A 19,546-nucleotide genomic window follows, 5' to 3' on the forward strand; every position below is an offset into this window, starting at 1 on the left:
AAAATTAAAAGATTTATTTAAAAAGGAATAACTATAAAAGTAAAACTCTGAGTATCTCTTACTATGAAGTATACTCAGAGTTTTTACTTAAAATCGATCAACTATAATATATTAAAATCAATAAACGTAATATGAAAATTTTTTATTGAGCAAATTGACTTTGTGATTGAGATGATTCAGATGCAGATGCTTGTTTTTTTAATTTTACATTAATGTCTTGTGTCTTACCATCTCTGATAACTTTTAGAGTAACCGTTTCACCTGGTTTTTTGCTCTCGTATAAATAAGTTCTTAAATCTGTATCATCTTTTATTTGTTTACCATCTATTCCAGTAATAATATCACCCTTTTTAATGGCATTTTCACTGTCTACTTTAGCTACATAAACGCCTTTGTCTTTATGAGTATGTAGTTCTTTACGATAGTTTTCAGGAATATCACTTAAATTTATAAGACCTATACCGATTGAAGGGCGTTCGATTTTACCATGTTTAACGAGTTGTTCGATGGTCACTCTAACTTCATTACTAGGTATAGCAAAACCTATACCTTCTACTTGTGCTGCCGCAATTTTCATGGAATTGATACCAACGAGATTTCCGTTAATATCCACTAATGCACCACCCGAATTACCGGGATTTATTGCAGCGTCTGTCTGTAAAACATTAACTTTAGTATTACCAGCAGAAGTATTGGCGTCAATTGTACGTTCGCTAGCTGAAATAATTCCTGATGTAACAGAATTTGCAAATTCTAATCCTAGAGGATTACCCATTGCAAAAACACTATCTCCTGTTTGAACTTTTGACGAATTAGCAAATTGAATTGCTTTTATTCCTTTTGTATCTTTTATTTTTAGAACAGCAATATCTGTTAGGGCGTCTTTACCTATTAATTTGGCATCTACTTGTTTTGAATTATGTAGTTGAACTTTAATTTCCGAAGCACCATCAACAACGTGATTATTTGTAACGATATATGCGGAACCATCACTTATTTGATAAATCACACCGGAACCAATTCCCGCTTCTTTTGATTTAGATGCCTTACCGTTGAATAAATCATCAAGGTTTGTAGATTTTTGCATGTTTATCACGCCGACAATTGCGGGAGAAACGTCTTTAATCATGTCATGTACTGATTTGTATTGATTACTTTTACCATCTAGCTGATTGCCACCATGACTATTTGAAACTTGATGAACAGTAGCACCTTCATTGTTAAAACCATTTTTATTTAGGAGTTTACCAATACCTAAGACGAGAAGTGCTCCAATAATTCCAGCGATTATTGCAACAATAATTGTTTTAATCCATGGAAAAGTGTGTCGCTTCTGTGAAGAATTACGATAGTGGTGTTGATTCTTTTCTTGTTCTGACATTTGTTACCTCCATAATTTGTAGTCTGTATTACTATTATGTATCGTTTGTATAAAATTTGCTAGCAATCAACTATACGACTTTAGGAGTATTATCATAAATGATATTGTTGCCTTTAAGATATAGAAGAATCATTGCTTGATACAAATAATTTTGTTGTTATATTGATATGTATTTCAGTGCTATAGTTATCTAATGACTAAAGAAAACATGTGTTGTATTGTTCTATGAATTTGATAGTGATAAAATCATTATGATAAAGAAAATAAGCAGGTGACATTATGTACAATTTTATAAGTAAGATTTTAGATGTTATTTTAGTGAAAATGTCTAAATCATTATATGTTATTGGTAAGGAAAATATTCCTAAAGATAGTAAATATGTTGTAACTTGTACGCATGAAAGTTATAACGAAGTAATCATGTTAGGAATGGCATTACTACCTAATCAAATCCATTATATGGCTAAAAAAGAATTATTTAAGAATCAGTGGGCTGGCAAATTTTTGAAATCACTAAATGCATTTCCAGTTGATAGAGAAAATCCTGGCCCAAGTACATTAAAAAAACCAGTGAATTTACTTAAAGAACATAAAACTATAGGTATTTTCCCAACTGGTCATCGTACTTCAGTAGAGGGAGCCCCATTAAAACGTGGTGCAGCTACTATAGCAATGCTTGGGAAAGCACCTATCTTACCAGCAGCTTATGTGGGTCCAAAAAAAATTCATGGTTTGATTACAGGTCAAGCATTAATCAAAATTGGTAAACCAATTGAGATGGATGATATTCCAAAGGATTTGAAACGGAACGAGAAAGTTGATTTCTTAACCAAAGAAATCGAAAGACGCACAACTCAATTACAAAAAGAACTTAATGAAATTTCACATAGTTTAAAGAAATAGAGTGATATAGATATCATTACTGTTGAGGAACGTCGTACAATTAAATGATTTGTATAGACGTTCTTTCTTTTAGATTATAATTAAGCGTTTACATTAAGGTGGATAATTATTTTTCTAGAGCAAATAATTTTGTTTTAATGTATGGAATAGAAAACGATTTTGTATTACAGTGTTTTAACGTTTGATAATAAAAATAAGGGATGATATAAATGTATAAACTTTTGCAACATTTGGGTAGGTCTCTCATGTTACCTGTAGCAGTTCTGCCAGCAGCCGCAATTATTGTAGGCATAGGTCATGTTTTAGATGCTTTAAATATACTTCCTCAAGCTGCACTCTTTTTCACAAGTGTTGGGACCACTATATTAGAGCAATTAGGTATATTATTTGCTATTGGTGTAGCTATCGGTATGGCTAAGAAGAATGATGGCGCAGTAGCATTAGCGGCAGCGTTAGGATTTTTTATAGTTACAGTAGTACTATCTCCAGAAAAATTAGCAACTTTGTTACAAATTAAAGAATCTAAAATTGATTTAGCATTCAGTCAAATGAATAATGGAAATGTGTTTGTAGGGATTATTATAGGTTTGATTGCTGCATATAGTTATAACAAATTTAGTGAAACGAATTTACCTATGGCCTTATCATTCTTCAGTGGGAAACGACTTGTTCCAATCATGACAGCATTCTTTTGTACAATTTTAGCGATTATTTTATTATTGATTTGGCCTCCAGTTTATAATGGGATAGTTACTTTTGGTAAGTGGATTGTTGGTATGGGTCCATTCGGTGCATTATTATATGGTTTTTTTAATAGATTGTTAATACCTACTGGGTTGCATCATGCGCTCAATAATGTATTTTGGTTTGATACTGCTGGAATAAATGACATAGGTAAATTTCAAAGTGGTAAAAATGCCATTAAGGGAATTACTGGCAGATACCAAGCAGGATTTTTCCCTGTTATGATGTTTGGTGTACCGGCAGCAGCTTTGGCGATGTATCATACTGCAAAGACGAATCAAAAAAAACAAGTTTATGCTTGGTTTTTAGCAAGTTCAGTTTCGGCATTCTTTGTGGGTGTAACTGAACCCATAGAGTTTGCATTCATGTTTGTAGCTCCAGTTTTATTTGTTATTCATGCTGTTTTAACTGGATTATCATTATTTATAGCAGCAATGTTTCATTGGACAGCAGGATTTTCATTTAGTGCAGGTCTTATAGATTATGTGCTTTCATTGGTTAATCCGATATCTAATCAACCTTGGATGTTATTATTGCAGGGTGTAGTCTTTTTTATTATCTATTACGTTATCTTTAGAGTTGTCATACAAGTCTTTAATTTAAGTACTATAGGTAGGGGAGATAATGAACTTATCGATCCAACATCAAATGATACTTCTGAAATGGAAGTATTACAGAACAAAACCACTACAAGTAAATATTATCAAAACGCAAAACGTATTTTAGACGGATTAGGTGGTAAAGAAAACATTATTAGTTTAAATCATTGTGCAACAAGGCTTAGATTGGAGCTTAAAGATAATTCGATTATAGATGAGCAGAAAATTAAAAATGCTGGAGCTATTGGTATAACTCAAAATGGACACCATTATACCCAAGTGATTATTGGAACACACGTACAACAAGTTGCCAATGAAATGGATCACCAAATGAATTAGTTTGTGAAAGGGGTGGCTCGTAAGGAGTTTGCCCTTTTTTATTGAACCATGTAATATAGTTATATCAGAATTTTCTGAAATGAAAGGGGTAAGGCATGAAGGCTATATTATTTGATGTAGATGGCGTATTTTTAAGTGAAGAACGATGTTTTGATGTTTCAGCAATTACTGTAGCTGAACTTTTATCGAGTCCAGATTTTTTAAATTGTGACATAGATATTCATTTTGATGGTAATTTAACTGAAAATGATATAAACAAAATACGTAGAAACGTATTTAATAATGACCGAATATTAAATCAACTAAAGTCACTTGGTTTAAATTCAAATTGGGATATGCTATTTATTGTATTTAGTATTCATTTAATTGATAAAGCTAAACAATTAAAACCATCATTACGAGATCAATTACTTGATGAATTATTGTTTACCAAAGAGACTTTAAAGGAAATAGCAAAGGATTTAACTGATAAAACGATAAATTATAGCTTACCTTACGATGTGATAGCTTCGTTTAGAAATGGTAAAGATGCTATTTACGAAGATTTGGAAGTTTACGCTAAAAATCAATTAGAACTTAACAACACTAGTTTATTTAAATTGAAAAGTGCTTTATGGACATTAGCAAAAGATATATATCAAGAATGGTATTTAGGAAAAGCTTTATTTAATCAAGTTGAATATAAAAAAGATATTCAAGATTTTAAGAAAGGTTTCATTTATGATGAGGTCATTCTTAAACCTATAGAAGAAATTCAATTATTACTTCAAAATCTAATAGAAGCGGGATATCAAATTGCGATAGCAACTGGTAGACCTCGAACTGAAACAATTATTCCATTTCAATCATTGGGATTAAAATCTTATTTTAAAGATGAACATATCGTAACGGCAAGTGAGGTGTTGCTAGCAGAGAAACAATTTCCTCAATATCAACCTTTAGGAAAACCTAACCCGTTTAGTTACATCGCTACGTTAAATGGAAATTATAATGACCAATATGAACGATATGCGACAAAGCAAGAAGATATCGTAAATAAAGATGAGGTTTACATAGTAGGCGACTCTTTAGCTGATTTATTAAGTGCGAAGAAGATAGGGGCTACGTTCATTGGTACTTTAACTGGTTTAAAAGGTAAAGCTGCTCACTCTGAATTAGTTGCAAATGGAGCAGATCATGTAGTAGAGGATATAACTAAGATTCGAAAAATTCTATTATAGACAAAAAATGACCTCAGATTGTATATTAATTTCAATCTGAGGTATTTTTGTTGGTTTATAAAAAGACGAAAGTAGTTAATCAAATTGTTAACTTAGTGCTAATAATTTTGTTGAATCCGCTTGTTTCATTTAAAATTTTTATAACTTCCTCACTTGCTTGTTGATCAATAGAAAGAATCATTAAAGCATCTCCACCAGCATCGTTACGTCCTAAAGTCATTGACGCAATATTAATTCCGTGACTTCCCAATAGGTTGCCTGTTTGTCCTACTATACCAGGTTTATCTTTATGACATGTTACTAATTGATATTGGTTAGGTTTAAAATCAAGTGAGTAATCATTAATACGTACTATTCTTGGGCCAAAACCTGCGAATACCGTTGCGCCAATTTTGATTTTATCTTGATCATTAACTAGTTCTAGCTCAATGTAACTACTAAAGCCAGAATGTTTCTTTTGTTTTTCTATATTATACGTGACACCTTGTTGGTTAAGTATTGCTAATGCATTAATAATATTGACTTCATTACCTAAATCTTCTTTCAAGATGTTCGTTATAATTGTTCTTGTAATTAAACTAGTGTCATTTTGCGCTAAGTCACCAGCATATTTAACTTTAATTTCACTCGGAGCACCATCGAGAAGCTGAATAGCAAACTCACCAATAGTTGTACTTAAACCTATAAAGCTTTGAGTTGTTTTATCAACTTTGCTTAAATCCATTTTTGGAGCATTCACAGCATGCTCAACATTCCCTTTAGTTAGAATTTCAATTATTTCTTCAGATACAGAGACTGCAACCTTCTCTTGCGCTTCTACAGTAGAGGCGCCAAGATGTGGTGTGACAATAATTTTATCATGTTGAATGAGAGGGGAATCAGTAGGAGGTTCATGTTCAAATACGTCAATAGCTGCACGATCTATTAAGTTATTATCTAATGCTTCAATAAGTGCAGTTTCATCTATAATACCCCCTCTGGCAACATTTATGATTTGTAAGTTTTGTTTAGCTTTGTTAAAGAAAGATGAACCAACAATTCCTCGAGTTTTAGGTGTTAATGGTGTGTGAACTGTTACAAAGTCGGATTTTTCGGCAATTTCATCAACAGTTGCAATTTGAATATCTAATGACTTCGCTTTATCTTCTGTTAAATAAGGATCGAACGCTAAAATTTTCATACCGAAACTCTGCGCACGTTTAGCGACGCCCAAACCAATCCTACCAGCACCGATAACACCTAAGGTTTTGCCATAAAGTTCAACCCCTCTAAATGCTTTACGATTCCATTCTTTGTTACGTAAAGATTGGTGTGCTTGAGGAATATTTCGTGCCATTGCAAGCAACATAGCTACTGAATGTTCTGTAGCAGAAATTGTATTACCATCAGGAGCATTAATTACTAAAATACCTTTTAAAGTCGCTGCTTCTATATTAATATTATCCACACCTACACCAGCTCTTGCAATGACCTTCAAATTTGTTGCAGCATTAATAATTCGCTCTGTTACTTGGGTTTGACTTCGTACGATAAGAGCATCATAAGTTGAAATCATATTTACTAAATCATTTTCAGATAAATCTGTTTGTATATCTACGTCAAATTCTGGATGTTTTAAAATACTTTGTAAACCATCCTCAGAAATTGGGTCTGATACTAATATCTTATGACTCATGTCTAATAACCTCCATAAATTGAGTTATCCCTGTTCCAATATAATTGACATTTCTATTAGAAGTTAAAATAATTTCCAATGCAGACACGACTGCTAAAATATCAAAAGGAGATATTTTCCCCATGTGACCAATTCTCAAAATTTGTCCTTTTAAGTGTCCTTGTCCCCCAGCAATAGTTATATTGAATTGAGATTTAAGTTGATTTTTAATGATATTAAGTTCTTCTTGATTTTTTGGAACAAATGAGGTCACAGTAGGTGAGGCATGAGCATCATCTTTTACTAATAATTCTAATTCAAGTGCCTTTAGTGCTGCTCTTAAGGCATTACGTATTTTAAAATGGCGTGAAATAACGTGATTTAATCCTTCTTTTTTTACAAGTTCTACATAAGCATTTATTCCTCTAAATAGACCAACATTAGGGGTGAAGGGCGTTGAATTTTGCTCTTGTGATTTTATGTATTTATTTAAATCTAAATAGAATCTCGGTGTTTTTACATCAGCAAATCGTTTTTTTGCTCTATCGCTATAAGCAACAAATGCTAGACCTGGTGGTAGCATGATAGCTTTTTGACTTCCCGAAACTAATACATCGATTTTATCTTTTGTTAAATCAACATCCACTGCACCGATACAGCTTACACCATCAACAATAAAATATAAGGAATTATCAAAAGCTTTAAGTGCATGACCTAATTGGTGAACTGGATGTATGACACCAGTAGATGTTTCACAAATTTGAGTGAATACTGCAGTGACTGGAACGTTTAATTGCTTTAAATAAGTGATAAAGTCATCAACTATTACAGCTTCACCCCAGTTAACATCATATACATGTACATGATTATAATAAGTTTGTGCGATTTGTTTAAAGCGATTTCCAAATGCACCAGAAACAATTATCACAATATGATCGTCAGGATTCGCGATGTTAAGCATACTTGCTTCTAATACGCTAGTGCCACTAGATGTAAGAATAAGTACTTCGTTTTTGCTACCAAATACTGGCTTTAAACCTTTAAATGCTTCACTAGCAATTTCCTCAAAGTCAGTAGAACGATGACCTACCATTGGTAATTGTACGGCACTCAAGATTTGTTCCGGTACAGGAGTTGGTCCAGGTGTTAATAATAAAGGTTGGTAATACTGCATTGTACATTCCTCCCATAATAAGATTTATTTATTTTAGCAAAAATTCTGAATATTTAAAACCCTTATTATATAGCTATCACATAATTAAAACGTTTACATGTTTAAAATTTGTGATAGCTATATGATTTATATTAAATTAGGTTCAATTGAAATAATGACATTATTCCGTATTGCATTAGATATCATACAATTATTATCTGCAATCACTAATAATTTATCTAAAATACTTTTAAGCTTTTCTGTTTGAGAAGAGGGTACTTTAATTGAGGGATAATGTGTAATACGTTCCATTTTAAATTTTTTATTTTTAAACGAGGCTGTACCTATTGACTGTTGATTAATTTTTACATTAGTAAAACCACTCTTTTCTAGTGTTGCAGCGAGTGAAATGATGTAACAAGATGATGCTGCACTTACTAGTAATTCATCTGGATTTGTGCCTTCTCCTTGGCCACCGAGTGAAGAGGGGATGGATATATTTTCATTGATAATATCTCCTCGAAGTTTACCTACTTCTTCGCGTCCACCTAGCCATTCAGTTTTAACTTTAAAATCATGTCTAACCATATGAATTGACCTCCAATTTAATTATGGTAATTTAAGTTTAGGGCAAATTAAATAAGTTTAAAAGAAAGGTGACTTTGATGAAATTTCGACGTCCAAATCAACATTTCCAAATCGTAGCGCATAGAGGATTACCTGAAGATTATCCTGAAAATACTATTATCGCTTATCGACATGCGCTCATGTTACATATAGATATGTTGGAAATTGATGTACATTACACAAAAGATAAAGAACTTGTCGTTATACATGATGATACTATCGATCGTACGTCAAATGGTAAAGGTAAGGTTTCTGATTTTACTTTAAAAGAATTAAAAGCGTTAGATTTTGGTTTCTATAAAGGAGAGAAATTTAAAGGGGAGAGTATACCGACTTTTGATGAAGTGTTAGATTTAGCAGATAACTTTTCACAAAAATTATTAATAGAAATAAAAAAGCCTAGTCAGTATCCAAATATTGAAAATATGATTGTTGATAAATTGAAGGAAAGACAAATATCTAAATCTAAAGTGATTTTACAATCATTCGATTTTGATTGTGTAAAAAAATTGTCAGCAATGAATTTAGATTATGAATTAGGTTTATTAATTAGTAAGAAAAAATATTGGCACAAGTTACCAAATTTCAAAAAAATTGCCAAAGTTGCTGATTATGCTAATCCTAATTATCAAATTGTTTCGAAGAAATTTATGCAACTTGCTCATGAGGAAGAGTTAAAAGTATTACCTTATACTGTAAATAAATTAAAAGAATCACAAAAATTAATAGATATTGGTGTTGACGGTATTATTTCCGATGTACCTGAAGATTTATTTGAGCTATAAGAATGAGAGGAAATGTAGGTATAGAACGCGAAGTTCAATACGTACAATCATCAGTTACTTCAAAAAGTAATAAATAAGAGCGTATTTTCAATTAAGTTGAGTATTGATTATTGTTAATAAAAACTGGAATATTATTTAATATCCCAGTTTTTATTAAACAAAATGCATCATACATTTAAATACTTAAAAACCAAAATGAGATAGAAATTTTTACATAAAATAAAACACCCAAATCCAAGATTGGAATTGGGTGTAAAAATAGAAGTCGATTATCTTGAGTAGTACTCAACGATTAATTGTTCATTGATTTCAGCTGGTAACTCGCTACGTTCAGGGAATCGAACGAAAGTACCTTTTAAGTTGTCAGCATCGAAGTCTAAATATTCTGGTACGAAATTGTTAATTTCAACAGATTCTTTAATAATATCTAAGTTTTGTGATTTTTCACGAACTGTAATCACTTGACCAGGTTTTAATGAGTAAGATGGGATGTCTACGCGTCCACCATCCACTTCAATGTGACCGTGGTTTACTAATTGACGTGCTTGACGACGTGTACGAGCTAAACCTAATGAATAAACAACTGCATCTAAACGACTAGCAAGTAAAATCATGAAGTTTTCACCGTGTACACCATATTGCTTACCAGCAATATCAAATGTGTTACGGAATTGTCTTTCAGTCATTCCATATAAGTAACGTAATTTTTGTTTTTCACGTAATTGTAAACCATATTCTGATAATTTTTTACGTTGGTTAGGACCGTGTTGTCCTGGTGCATATGGTCGTTTTTCTAATTCTTTACCAGTACCGCTTAATGAGATACCTAAACGACGAGATTTTTTCCAGTTTGAACCTCTGAATCGAGCCATGTGAGACTCCTCCTTTTTCTTTTTTGTTGTTATGAAAAAACAAAAAAGAGTGTTACATGCTTATCGAGATATATTGTTTTATGTGTCTTCACCTTATAGCGACAGTTACGCGACACGTCCACATTGGGAACAACATAGAGCTAGATAATATATAACTGCTATTTTCGTTAATTCACACAAAGATTATTCTATCATTTTAAAAGAAAGTGTCAAGATTTTTTTAAATTTGATTGAGTTGTTTTTCTAAAGTTTTTACAATGGATTCAAGTCCTTCTTGATCATCTTGTGAAAATCTGTTTTTTATAGGAGCGTCAATATCTAATACTCCGATAATCTTGCCGTTTTGATGTAATGGAATAACAATTTCTGATTGACTATTTGCGTCACAAGCTATGTGGCCAGGGAATTGATGGACGTCTTTAACACGTTGTGTTTCACCAGATGAAACGGCAGTGCCACAAACCCCTTTACCAATAGCAATATGTACACAAGCAGGATGACCTTGAAATGGCCCAAGAATAAGTTCGTTATTTTCAATAAGGTAAAAACCTACCCAATTAATTTGATCAATTGTATCGTTAAGAAGGGCAGAAGTATTGCTTAATATTGCAATTAAATTCTTTTCATCTTCGATTAAACTAGCAAGTTGTTTTGATATCAGTTTGTAATTTGTTGGAATATTCTTTGTCATCGTCATACCTCGTTACTACAATTTTTAATTTAGTATAATCTTTTAAAAATAATCTATCAATTAATTGATTTTGTGATTTAACGACGCACAAAATTACGTTATAATGTAAGATGATAAAATAGGAGGAGAAGTATATGGTGTTATTTATCATATTAGCAATATTAGTAGTTATTTTAATTGCTATTGGCGTATTGTTTTATATGCGCTCAAACAAAAGAAATTTAATTGAAAAAACAGAAGAGCGTAAGAACGAAATTGAACAATTACCTTTAGATGATAACCTAAGAAAACTTACTGGTTTAAATTTAAAAGGTGAAACAAAGACTAAGTATGATGCAATGAAAAAAGACAACACAGAAACTACAAATAAATACTTAGCTCCAGTGGAAGAAAAAATTCAAAATGCTGAAGAGTTGTTAGAGAAATTTAAATTCACGGCAGCACAAACTGAAATTGATGATGCTCACGAATTAATGGATCAATACGAAGAGAATTATCAGCATCAAGTAACTCAAGTGGACGACATTATAAACTTACATAAAGAAAATGAAGCATTGTATGAAAAGTGTAAAGTTGACTATCGTGAAATGAAACGTGATGTATTAGCCAATCGTCATCAATTTGGTGAAGCAGCTGAACCACTTGAAAATGAAATCGAAAATTATGAGCCCAAGTTAAATGAATATGAGAATTTAAAAAGTGAAGGTAATTATGTTCAAGCTCATAATCACATTGCTGCTTTAGAAGATCAAATTAAAAATTTAAAATCTTATATGGATGAAATTCCAGAATTAATTCGAGAAACTCAAAAAGAATTACCAGGACAGTTTCAAGATTTAAAATATGGATGTAGAGACTTAAAGGTTGAAGGCTATGATTTAGACCATGTCAAAGTCGATGGTACAATACAAAGTCTTAAGACAGAATTAAGTTTTGTTGAACCAATGATTAGTCGATTAGAATTAGATGAAGCTAATAATAAACTTGAAAATATTAATGATAAATTAGATGAAATGTATGATCTTATTGAATATGAAGTAAAAGCCAAAAATGAAGTTGAAGAAACGAAAGATATCATTACTGATGACTTATTTAAGGCCAAAGATATGAACTATACATTACAAACCGAAATTGAATATGTTCGTGAAAACTACTATATTAATGAATCAGATGCTCAAAGTGTAAGACAATTTGAAAATGAAATTCAAAGTCTCATCTCAGTTTATGATGATATTTTAAAAGAAACTTCTAAATCTGCGGTACGTTACAGTGAAGTACAAGATAATTTACAGTACCTTGAAGATCATGTATCTGTGATTAACAAAGAACAAGATAAACTTCAAAATCATCTTATCCAATTACGCGAAGATGAAGCTGAAGCAGAAGATAATTTATTGAGAGTGCAATCTAAGAAAGAAGAAGTTTATCGACGTTTATTAGCTTCTAATTTAACTAGCGTCCCAGAACGTTTTATTATCATGAAAAATGAAATTGATAATGAAGTAAGAGAAGTAAATGAACAATTTAGAGAACGTCCAATTCATGTTAAACAACTAAAGGATAAAGTAGCAAAAATTGTTATTCAAATGAATACATTTGAAGATGAAGCTAACGATGTACTTGTAAATGCTGTATACGCAGAAAAGCTTATTCAATATGGTAATAGATACCGTAAGGACCATCATCATGTTGATAAAAGCTTAAATGAAGCTGAACGATTATTTAAAAATAACCGATATAAACGTGCGATAGAGATAGCTGAAGAAGCATTAGAAAGTGTTGAACCTGGTATTACCAAACATATTGAAGAGCAAGTGATTAAAGAATAGTAATTTGTGTATAAATATTATACAAATGTGAGTTAAATCTACATGAGATTTACTATCTTATTTTAATCATAATTAATAGAGTCAAAGATTAGTATAAATGTATTTTTTTACAGTCATGGACTGTGCATGAATCAAAATTACCTGAGACAATAATGAATGTCTCAGGTTTTTTATTGCTCTACTAGTAGTGAATTAAAATTCATTGTCATACTCTTTTAATTTTGTGAGAAAATAGTATAATGCTTGAGTATCCTAATTTGTTAATTTATAGTGAAACAATTCATTATTAAAACAAGATTTAATTAAAATTTGAAGGAGAAGTGTTATCAGTGATTTATTTAGACAATGCAGCCACTACCAAAGCTGATCAAGATGTTGTTGATTCATTCGTGAAAGTGAACCAAACATTATACTTCAATCCAAATAGTCCTCATCATGCAGGGGTTCAAGCTGAACAATTATTATTAAAAGCAAAAAGTGAAATCAATCGTATATTAAACTTAAATAATCAGTTTGATATCATTTTTACAAGTGGCGCAACTGAATCGAATAATATACTGCTAAAAGGTATTGCGTATATGAAAAAAGAAACTGCTAATGAGATTATCACATCAGTCTTAGAACATCCTTCAGTTTTGGAAGTAATGAGGTATTTGGAAAGGGAAAAAGGTTTTAAATTAAAATACGTTGATGTGACAAAAGAAGGTAAGTTGGACACAGAACACTTAAAATCATTAATGACAGATAAAGTAGGACTTGTGACATGTATGTATGTCAATAATATTATGGGACAAATTCAACCTATTGAAGAAATAGCAAATATTGTAAAAAATTACCCACGTGCACACTTTCATGTTGATGCAGTCCAGGCTTTAGGTAAAGTGCCTATGCAAATTAATCATATTGATAGTTTGAGTTTAAGTGGTCATAAGTTTAATGGACTTAAAGGTCAGGGACTACTACTTTTAAAAAATATTCAAAACATAGAACCTATAGTACATGGTGGTGGGCAAGAATATGGGCTACGAAGTGGTACAATTAATCTACCAATGGCTATCTCTATGGTTAGAGCTATAAAGAATGCAGTTGATCAAACAAAAGAGCTTAATTTACGTTTAAGCAATTATAAAAATAAATTACTTTCATTTTTAGCAGAATACAAAAATGTATTTATCAACTCTCCTCAAAATGCATCACCTCATATTATAAATATAGGATTTCCAGGTGTTAAGGGTGAGGTACTTGTTAATGCTTTTTCCAAACAAAACGTAATGGTTTCAACTACAAGCGCTTGTTCTTCTAAGATGAATAAATTGAATGAGGTTTTACTTGCAATGGAAATTGCAGAGTCAAAAATAGAAGGTAGTATAAGAATTTCTTTAGGGGCACATACGACTGAAAACGATATATTAAGTTTTATGAATGCATTTGAATCTGTATATAAGGAAATTAAGGAGCTGTTAAAGTAATGCAATATGATCATTTATTAGTTAGATATGGAGAGCTTACGCTTAAAGGTACGAATAGAAAAATGTTTGTTAATCAACTTAAAGATAATGTGAAACGCGCGCTTATTCCATTAAGTGGTTATCATGTCAAAGGAAAGAGGGATAGAATGTACATAGAATTATCCCCTGAAGCAGACATAAATGAAATCATTCAACGCTTATCTAAAGTTTATGGTATAAAATCAATTAGTCCAGTTATAAAAATTGATAAAAACGAAGAGAAAATTAATCAATCAGCAATACAGTTATCTCATGACTTTGAAAAAGGTTCAACTTTTAAGGTTGATGTAAAACGCGTTGACAAGTCATTTCGATTGGATACGTACGAATTGCAACGTCAAGTCGGTGGAGCAATACTAAAAGAAAATAATAATATAACAGTGAATGTTAAAAATCCTGACTATGAAATTAAAATAGAAGTAAGAATGGATGCTATTTATATTTATGAAAAAGTAATCGCTGGTGCAGGTGGACTGCCAGTCGGTACAGGTGGTAAGACATTACTTATGTTAAGTGGTGGTATTGATTCTCCTGTAGCGGGAATAGAAGTAATGAAACGTGGTGTAACTGTTGAAGCAATACATTTTCATAGTCCACCGTTTACGAGCGAAAAAGCTAAAGATAAAGTTATCGAATTAACAAGAATTCTAGCGGAACGTGTTGGTCCTATCAAATTGCATCTCGTGCCATTTACAGAAATACAAAAGCAAATTAATAAAGTTGTACATCCTCGTTATACGATGACTTCTACAAGAAGAATGATGATGCGTATATCTGATAAAGTTGTACATCAAATAAATGCTAATGCTATCGTAAATGGAGAGAATCTTGGTCAAGTAGCAAGTCAGACGCTAAAGAGTATGTACGCTATTAATCATGTTACAGCTACACCTGTTTTAAGACCTCTATTAACGTTAGATAAAGAAGACATTATTAAGAAAGCGAAAGAACTTGGTACATTTGAAACATCTATTCAACCCTATGAAGATTGTTGTACAATATTTACTCCGAAAAATCCTGTAACTGAACCGGACTTTGACAAAGTAATAAAATATGAAAGTGTATTTAATTTTGATGAAATGATAGAAAATGCAGTTGAAAATATTGAAACATTAACAATAGATCAAAATTATAAAAGTGCGAAAGAACAATCTACAGATTCATTGATTAAAGATTTATTCTAAAATTCGTAATGTAATAAAAACAAAGGGGTTAGGCTTAATATGGATTGGAATTTATCGATTATGTTGATGATTGTTGCCTTTGGTTTTATCGCTTCATTCGTCGATTCTGTAGTTGGTGGGGGTGGACTAATTTCAACCCCCGCATTACTTGCAGTTGGTTTGCCACCATCTGTTGCTTTAGGTACAAATAAATTTGCGAGTTCTTTTAGTACGTTAACAAGTGCATTAAAATTTTTACGTTCAGGTAAAGTTGACTTGAAAATAGTAGGAAAGATGTTTCCACTAATATTTGTTGCTTCTGGTGGTGGTGCTATCATTGCGACATACATACCAGCAAATATTTTAAAACCGCTAATCATTATAGCATTGTCATTAGTTCTTATTTATACCGTCATACAAAAAGATTGGGGAAATATAAGAACATTTACCGATTTTACTTTTACAAAAGCAGTATTATTTACATTAATATTTATTGTTATTGGATTTTATGATGGGTTTTTAGGTGGTGGTACAGGCTCCTTTATGCTATTTACACTTTTATTATTTGGCTTTGACTTTTTAAGTGCAGCTGGTAATGCAAAGGTTTTAAATTTTGCATCAAATTGTGGTGCGTTATTATTTTTCATGATTTTAGGTCAGGTCAATTATTTTTATGGTATTATTATGGCTTCTAGCATGATGATAGGTGCGTTGTTAGGTGCTCAATTTGCTTTGAAAAAAGGGGTAGGATATGTAAAAGCTTTATTTTTAGTGGTTACTGCAATATTAATTATAAAAAATCTCTACGATTTTATTGTGCAGTAAATAATTGTTAGATTAAGAGGTTCAAATGAAATTGTAGACAAACTTTAAGTGAGTGTGTATTGCTTATCTTGTCGAGTTAATGTTTGCAAATTTGTTTGGCCTCTTTTATTACTATATTACAAAAGAACGATGTTTTTTTGGAAAGGTTTTCATTTTTTGATAGATAATGGCTAAAAAATTGAAAACCATACGTTCTTTATCGTATCATTATAATTAACTAAGTTGATAGGAGGTCGTTACGATGACTCAAATTACATTTAAAAATAATCCCATTAAATTATCAGGTTCTGAAGTGAATGAAGGTGATATCGCACCAAATTTCACAGTGCTTGATAATAGTTTGAATCAAATTACTTTAGATGATTATAAAAACAAAAAGAAATTAATTAGTGTTATACCATCTATTGATACAGGAGTATGTGATAGTCAAACTCGAAAGTTTAATGAAGAAGCTTCAGCAGAAGATGGTGTAGTTTTAACGATATCAGTAGATTTACCTTTCGCCCAAAAAAGATGGTGTGCATCAAGCGGATTAGATAATGTAATTACTTTAAGTGATCATAAAGATTTATCTTTTGGTCGAAATTATGGACTTGTGATGGATGAATTACGCTTACTTGCACGTTCGGTATTTGTGTTAAACGAAAACAATAAAGTAGTATATAAGGAAATTGTCAGCGAAGGTACGAATTACCCTGATTTTGAAGCTGCATTAAAAGCTTACAGAAATATTTAGTCATTTTGAACTATTGACAGTAAAAAGTATTAGTGTCCATACTTGTTCGAGTAGTAAATTAATTATTTAGAGTTAATTCATACTATCAATCACGGATGGACACTTTTTTAAATAGAAAGGGATATTTTATGTCTGAAGAAAATACTATTATGGAACGTCTATTTCATAAATTAGATGATAAAGCTAAAACGTTAAACAAAGAAAATGGACAGAGTTTTATCGAAAATTTAGGGTTAGCTATGGAAGATATTTATACAAACCAAAGAGAACTTTTAGAACAAGCAACGCTTCAAGATAGAAGGAAAGCTTTTCAATTTGCATATTTAAGTTTATTACAAGAAGAAAATATTCAAGCTAATCATCAGATCACGCCTGACTCTATAGGACTCATTCTCGGTTTTCTTGTTCAACGCTTTTTAGAACATAAAAAGGAAATGCACATTGTAGATATTGCAAGTGGGGCAGGTCATCTAAGTGCAGCTGTGAAAGAAGTACTTTCTGATAAAATAATTATGCATCATCTGATAGAGGTAGATCCAGTGCTATCACGTGTAAGTGTGCATTTGGCTAATTTTTTAGAGATACCGTTTGACGTTTATCCTCAAGATGCGATTATGCCATTACCATTGGAAGAGGCTGATGTCGTGATTGGAGATTTCCCAATAGGATACTATCCTTTAGATGAACGTAGTAGAGAAATGAAGTTAGGCTTTGAAGAGGGACACAGTTATTCCCATCATCTGTTAATAGAACAATCTATTAATGCGCTAAAAGGGGCAGGTTATGCATTTTTAGTTGTTCCTAGTCATCTCTTTGAAGATGATAAAGTGAAACAGTTGGAAAATTTCATTGCTACAGAGACTGAGATGCAAGCATTTTTAAATTTACCTAAAACATTATTTAAAAATGAAAAAGCACGTAAATCTATATTGATTTTACAAAAGAAAAAATCAGGCGAAACTCGACCAGTTGAAGTCTTATTAGCCAATATCCCTGATTTTAAAAATCCTCAACAATTTCAAGGTTTCATTTCTGAATTGAATCAGTGGATAGTCACAAATCATACAAAAAAATAGTCTGTAACAATATAGTATTCAAACTGTGTTAATGATAAAATGATTATGTGAAAAATATAACTAAACAAATGATGGAGGACAATGTCTTATGTCAAAATTAATTTTGGCGGTAAATGCTGGTAGCTCATCTTTAAAGTTCCAGCTAATTAAGATGCCTGAAGAAAAACTAGTAACTAAAGGTGTGATAGAACGTATTGGTTTAAGCGATTCTATCTTCACCATTCATGTTAATGGCGAGAAGCTTACTGATATCAGAGATATCCATAATCATGAAGAAGCCGTTAATATAATGTTAGATAGTTTTAAAGAACATGAAATGATTAAAGACATCACTGATATTCAAGGAACAGGTCATCGTGTTGTACACGGTGGTGAAACTTTCCCTAAATCAGTTGTTGTTACTGATGAAGTAGAATCTCAAATTGAAGAATTAAGTGAATTAGCACCTTTACACAATCCAGCTAATTTAATGGGAATTAGAGCTTTTAGAAAGTTATTACCAGAAATCCCACACGTTGCAGTGTTTGATACTTCTTTCCATCAAACTATGCCTGAACAAGCTTATTTATATAGCTTGCCATATCATTACTATGAAGACTATGGCATACGTAAGTATGGTTTCCACGGTACAAGTCATAAATATGTATCTCGTAGAGCTGCTCAAATTGTTGGTAGACCAATTGAAGATTTAAGAATTATTTCTTGTCACATCGGTAACGGTGCATCTATTGCAGCTATAGATGGTGGAGAATCTATTGATACATCTATGGGATTCACACCACTTGCTGGTGTAACGATGGGGACTCGTTCGGGGAATCTTGATCCAGCATTAATACCATTCATTATGGAAAAAACGGGTAAAACAGCTGATGAAGTTTTAGAAATACTTAATAAAGAATCAGGATTATTAGGTCTTACTGGGACATCAAGTGATTTGCGTGATTTAACTGAAGAAGCTAAACATGGACGTCAACGTTCCCGTGTTGCTCTGGATTTATTTGCTTCAAAAATTCACAAATATATTGGCTCTTATGCAGCTAGAATGCATGGTGTAGATGTTATTGTATTTACTGCAGGAATAGGTGAAAATTCACATATTATTCGTGGTAAAGTTTTAGAAGGACTTGAGTTTATGGGTGTTTATTGGGATCCTAAGAAGAATGAAAGTTTACATGGTGAAGAAGGTTATATTAACTATCCACATTCACCTGTAAAAGTACTTGTTGTACCTACTGATGAAGAAGTAATGATATCTCGTGATGTGATTAAATATGGTAAACTTAATGATAATACACCCAAAAAAGAAGAATTTGATACCAACGAAAGTATCGAAGTGAATTAATTTTAAAAATAGAAATAATGAATTTAAATAGCATCTTTTCTATCTGTGTTTAATAATTTTAGTACATATAAAACATACTAAGATTAGCTATGAAGAAAT

Annotated in this window: 17 protein-coding genes; 11 read left to right on the plus strand and 6 right to left on the minus strand. The window is 31.7% G+C overall.

Going from position 1 to position 19,546, the window contains the following annotated elements:
- Nucleotides 1–142: 142 nt before the first annotated feature.
- Nucleotides 143–1,381 carry a S1C family serine protease gene (locus HMPREF2576_RS08065; protein WP_001830793.1) on the minus strand — a complete coding sequence of 413 codons (1,239 nt, stop codon included), beginning with the start codon at nucleotides 1,379–1,381 and terminating at the stop codon, nucleotides 143–145.
- Nucleotides 1,382–1,660: 279 nt separating this feature from the next.
- On the opposite strand from HMPREF2576_RS08065, the gene HMPREF2576_RS08070 reads away from it, so the two are divergent.
- From HMPREF2576_RS08070 to HMPREF2576_RS08080, 3 genes are all read left to right on the plus strand, one after another.
- Nucleotides 1,661–2,284 carry a lysophospholipid acyltransferase family protein gene (locus HMPREF2576_RS08070; RefSeq protein WP_001830872.1) on the plus strand — a complete coding sequence of 208 codons (624 nt, stop codon included), beginning with the start codon at nucleotides 1,661–1,663 and terminating at the stop codon, nucleotides 2,282–2,284.
- A 209-nt stretch (nucleotides 2,285–2,493) separates the two neighbouring features.
- On the plus strand, nucleotides 2,494–3,966 hold the full coding sequence (gene nagE, locus HMPREF2576_RS08075) for an N-acetylglucosamine-specific PTS transporter subunit IIBC (protein ID WP_002456458.1): 1,473 nt from the start codon (nucleotides 2,494–2,496) through the stop codon (nucleotides 3,964–3,966).
- A 95-nt stretch (nucleotides 3,967–4,061) separates the two neighbouring features.
- A complete protein-coding gene (locus tag HMPREF2576_RS08080; protein ID WP_001830750.1) occupies nucleotides 4,062–5,186 on the plus strand; it encodes an HAD family hydrolase in 1,125 nt (374 codons plus the stop codon).
- Nucleotides 5,187–5,265: 79 nt separating this feature from the next.
- Here the strand turns inward: HMPREF2576_RS08080 and serA are convergent, their stop codons facing one another.
- From serA to HMPREF2576_RS08095, 3 genes are all read right to left on the minus strand, one after another.
- Nucleotides 5,266–6,861: a phosphoglycerate dehydrogenase gene (gene serA / locus HMPREF2576_RS08085; RefSeq protein ID WP_001830903.1), complete on the minus strand. Its 1,596-nt coding sequence runs from the start codon at nucleotides 6,859–6,861 to the stop codon at nucleotides 5,266–5,268.
- Nucleotides 6,851–8,014, minus strand: a complete 1,164-nt coding sequence (locus HMPREF2576_RS08090; RefSeq protein ID WP_070856187.1) for a pyridoxal-phosphate-dependent aminotransferase family protein — start codon at nucleotides 8,012–8,014, stop codon at nucleotides 6,851–6,853. Before HMPREF2576_RS08090 ends, serA begins: the two co-directional genes overlap by 11 nt.
- 126 nt (nucleotides 8,015–8,140) lie before the next feature.
- Nucleotides 8,141–8,581, minus strand: coding sequence for an SACOL1771 family peroxiredoxin (locus HMPREF2576_RS08095; RefSeq protein ID WP_070856185.1), 441 nt, complete (start codon nucleotides 8,579–8,581; stop codon nucleotides 8,141–8,143).
- A 77-nt stretch (nucleotides 8,582–8,658) separates the two neighbouring features.
- Here HMPREF2576_RS08095 and HMPREF2576_RS08100 point away from each other — a divergent pair, with 77 nt between their 5' ends.
- Nucleotides 8,659–9,405 (plus strand): glycerophosphodiester phosphodiesterase, encoded by a 747-nt coding sequence (locus tag HMPREF2576_RS08100; RefSeq protein WP_001832720.1) that lies wholly within the window; start codon nucleotides 8,659–8,661, stop codon nucleotides 9,403–9,405.
- A gap of 269 nt (nucleotides 9,406–9,674) precedes the next feature.
- Here HMPREF2576_RS08100 and rpsD read toward each other — a convergent pair whose 3' ends face one another.
- The gene (gene rpsD, locus HMPREF2576_RS08105; protein ID WP_001830798.1) at nucleotides 9,675–10,277 is read right to left on the minus strand and encodes a 30S ribosomal protein S4; all 603 of its coding nucleotides are present in this window, start codon (nucleotides 10,275–10,277) and stop codon (nucleotides 9,675–9,677) included.
- A 220-nt stretch (nucleotides 10,278–10,497) separates the two neighbouring features.
- Nucleotides 10,498–10,968 carry a GAF domain-containing protein gene (locus HMPREF2576_RS08110; RefSeq protein WP_001830812.1) on the minus strand — a complete coding sequence of 157 codons (471 nt, stop codon included), beginning with the start codon at nucleotides 10,966–10,968 and terminating at the stop codon, nucleotides 10,498–10,500.
- 134 nt (nucleotides 10,969–11,102) lie between these two features.
- On the opposite strand from HMPREF2576_RS08110, the gene ezrA reads away from it, so the two are divergent.
- The 7 genes from ezrA to HMPREF2576_RS08145 all read left to right on the plus strand — a co-directional run bounded on the left by ezrA (nucleotide 11,103) and on the right by HMPREF2576_RS08145 (nucleotide 19,447).
- A complete protein-coding gene (ezrA, locus tag HMPREF2576_RS08115) occupies nucleotides 11,103–12,797 on the plus strand; it encodes a septation ring formation regulator EzrA (protein WP_001830796.1) in 1,695 nt (564 codons plus the stop codon).
- A gap of 329 nt (nucleotides 12,798–13,126) precedes the next feature.
- On the plus strand, nucleotides 13,127–14,266 hold the full coding sequence (locus HMPREF2576_RS08120) for a cysteine desulfurase family protein (protein WP_001830860.1): 1,140 nt from the start codon (nucleotides 13,127–13,129) through the stop codon (nucleotides 14,264–14,266).
- On the plus strand, nucleotides 14,266–15,489 hold the full coding sequence (gene thiI, locus HMPREF2576_RS08125; RefSeq protein WP_001830758.1) for a tRNA uracil 4-sulfurtransferase ThiI: 1,224 nt from the start codon (nucleotides 14,266–14,268) through the stop codon (nucleotides 15,487–15,489). The genes HMPREF2576_RS08120 and thiI overlap by 1 nt, the downstream gene beginning before the upstream one ends.
- A gap of 39 nt (nucleotides 15,490–15,528) precedes the next feature.
- Complete coding sequence (locus HMPREF2576_RS08130; RefSeq protein WP_001830743.1) at nucleotides 15,529–16,293, plus strand: sulfite exporter TauE/SafE family protein; 765 nt, start codon at nucleotides 15,529–15,531, stop codon at nucleotides 16,291–16,293.
- 241 nt (nucleotides 16,294–16,534) lie between these two features.
- Nucleotides 16,535–17,029, plus strand: coding sequence for a thiol peroxidase (gene tpx / locus HMPREF2576_RS08135; protein WP_001832701.1), 495 nt, complete (start codon nucleotides 16,535–16,537; stop codon nucleotides 17,027–17,029).
- A gap of 128 nt (nucleotides 17,030–17,157) precedes the next feature.
- The gene (locus tag HMPREF2576_RS08140) at nucleotides 17,158–18,105 is read left to right on the plus strand and encodes a class I SAM-dependent methyltransferase (protein ID WP_070856183.1); all 948 of its coding nucleotides are present in this window, start codon (nucleotides 17,158–17,160) and stop codon (nucleotides 18,103–18,105) included.
- Between the two features lie 88 nt (nucleotides 18,106–18,193).
- Nucleotides 18,194–19,447 (plus strand): acetate kinase, encoded by a 1,254-nt coding sequence (locus HMPREF2576_RS08145; RefSeq protein WP_001830869.1) that lies wholly within the window; start codon nucleotides 18,194–18,196, stop codon nucleotides 19,445–19,447.
- The last annotated feature ends 99 nt before the right edge of the window (nucleotides 19,448–19,546 follow it).

Origin of the sequence: Staphylococcus sp. HMSC063F05 (assembly GCF_001837075.1) — a bacterium.
GTDB lineage: Bacteria > Bacillota > Bacilli > Staphylococcales > Staphylococcaceae > Staphylococcus > Staphylococcus epidermidis.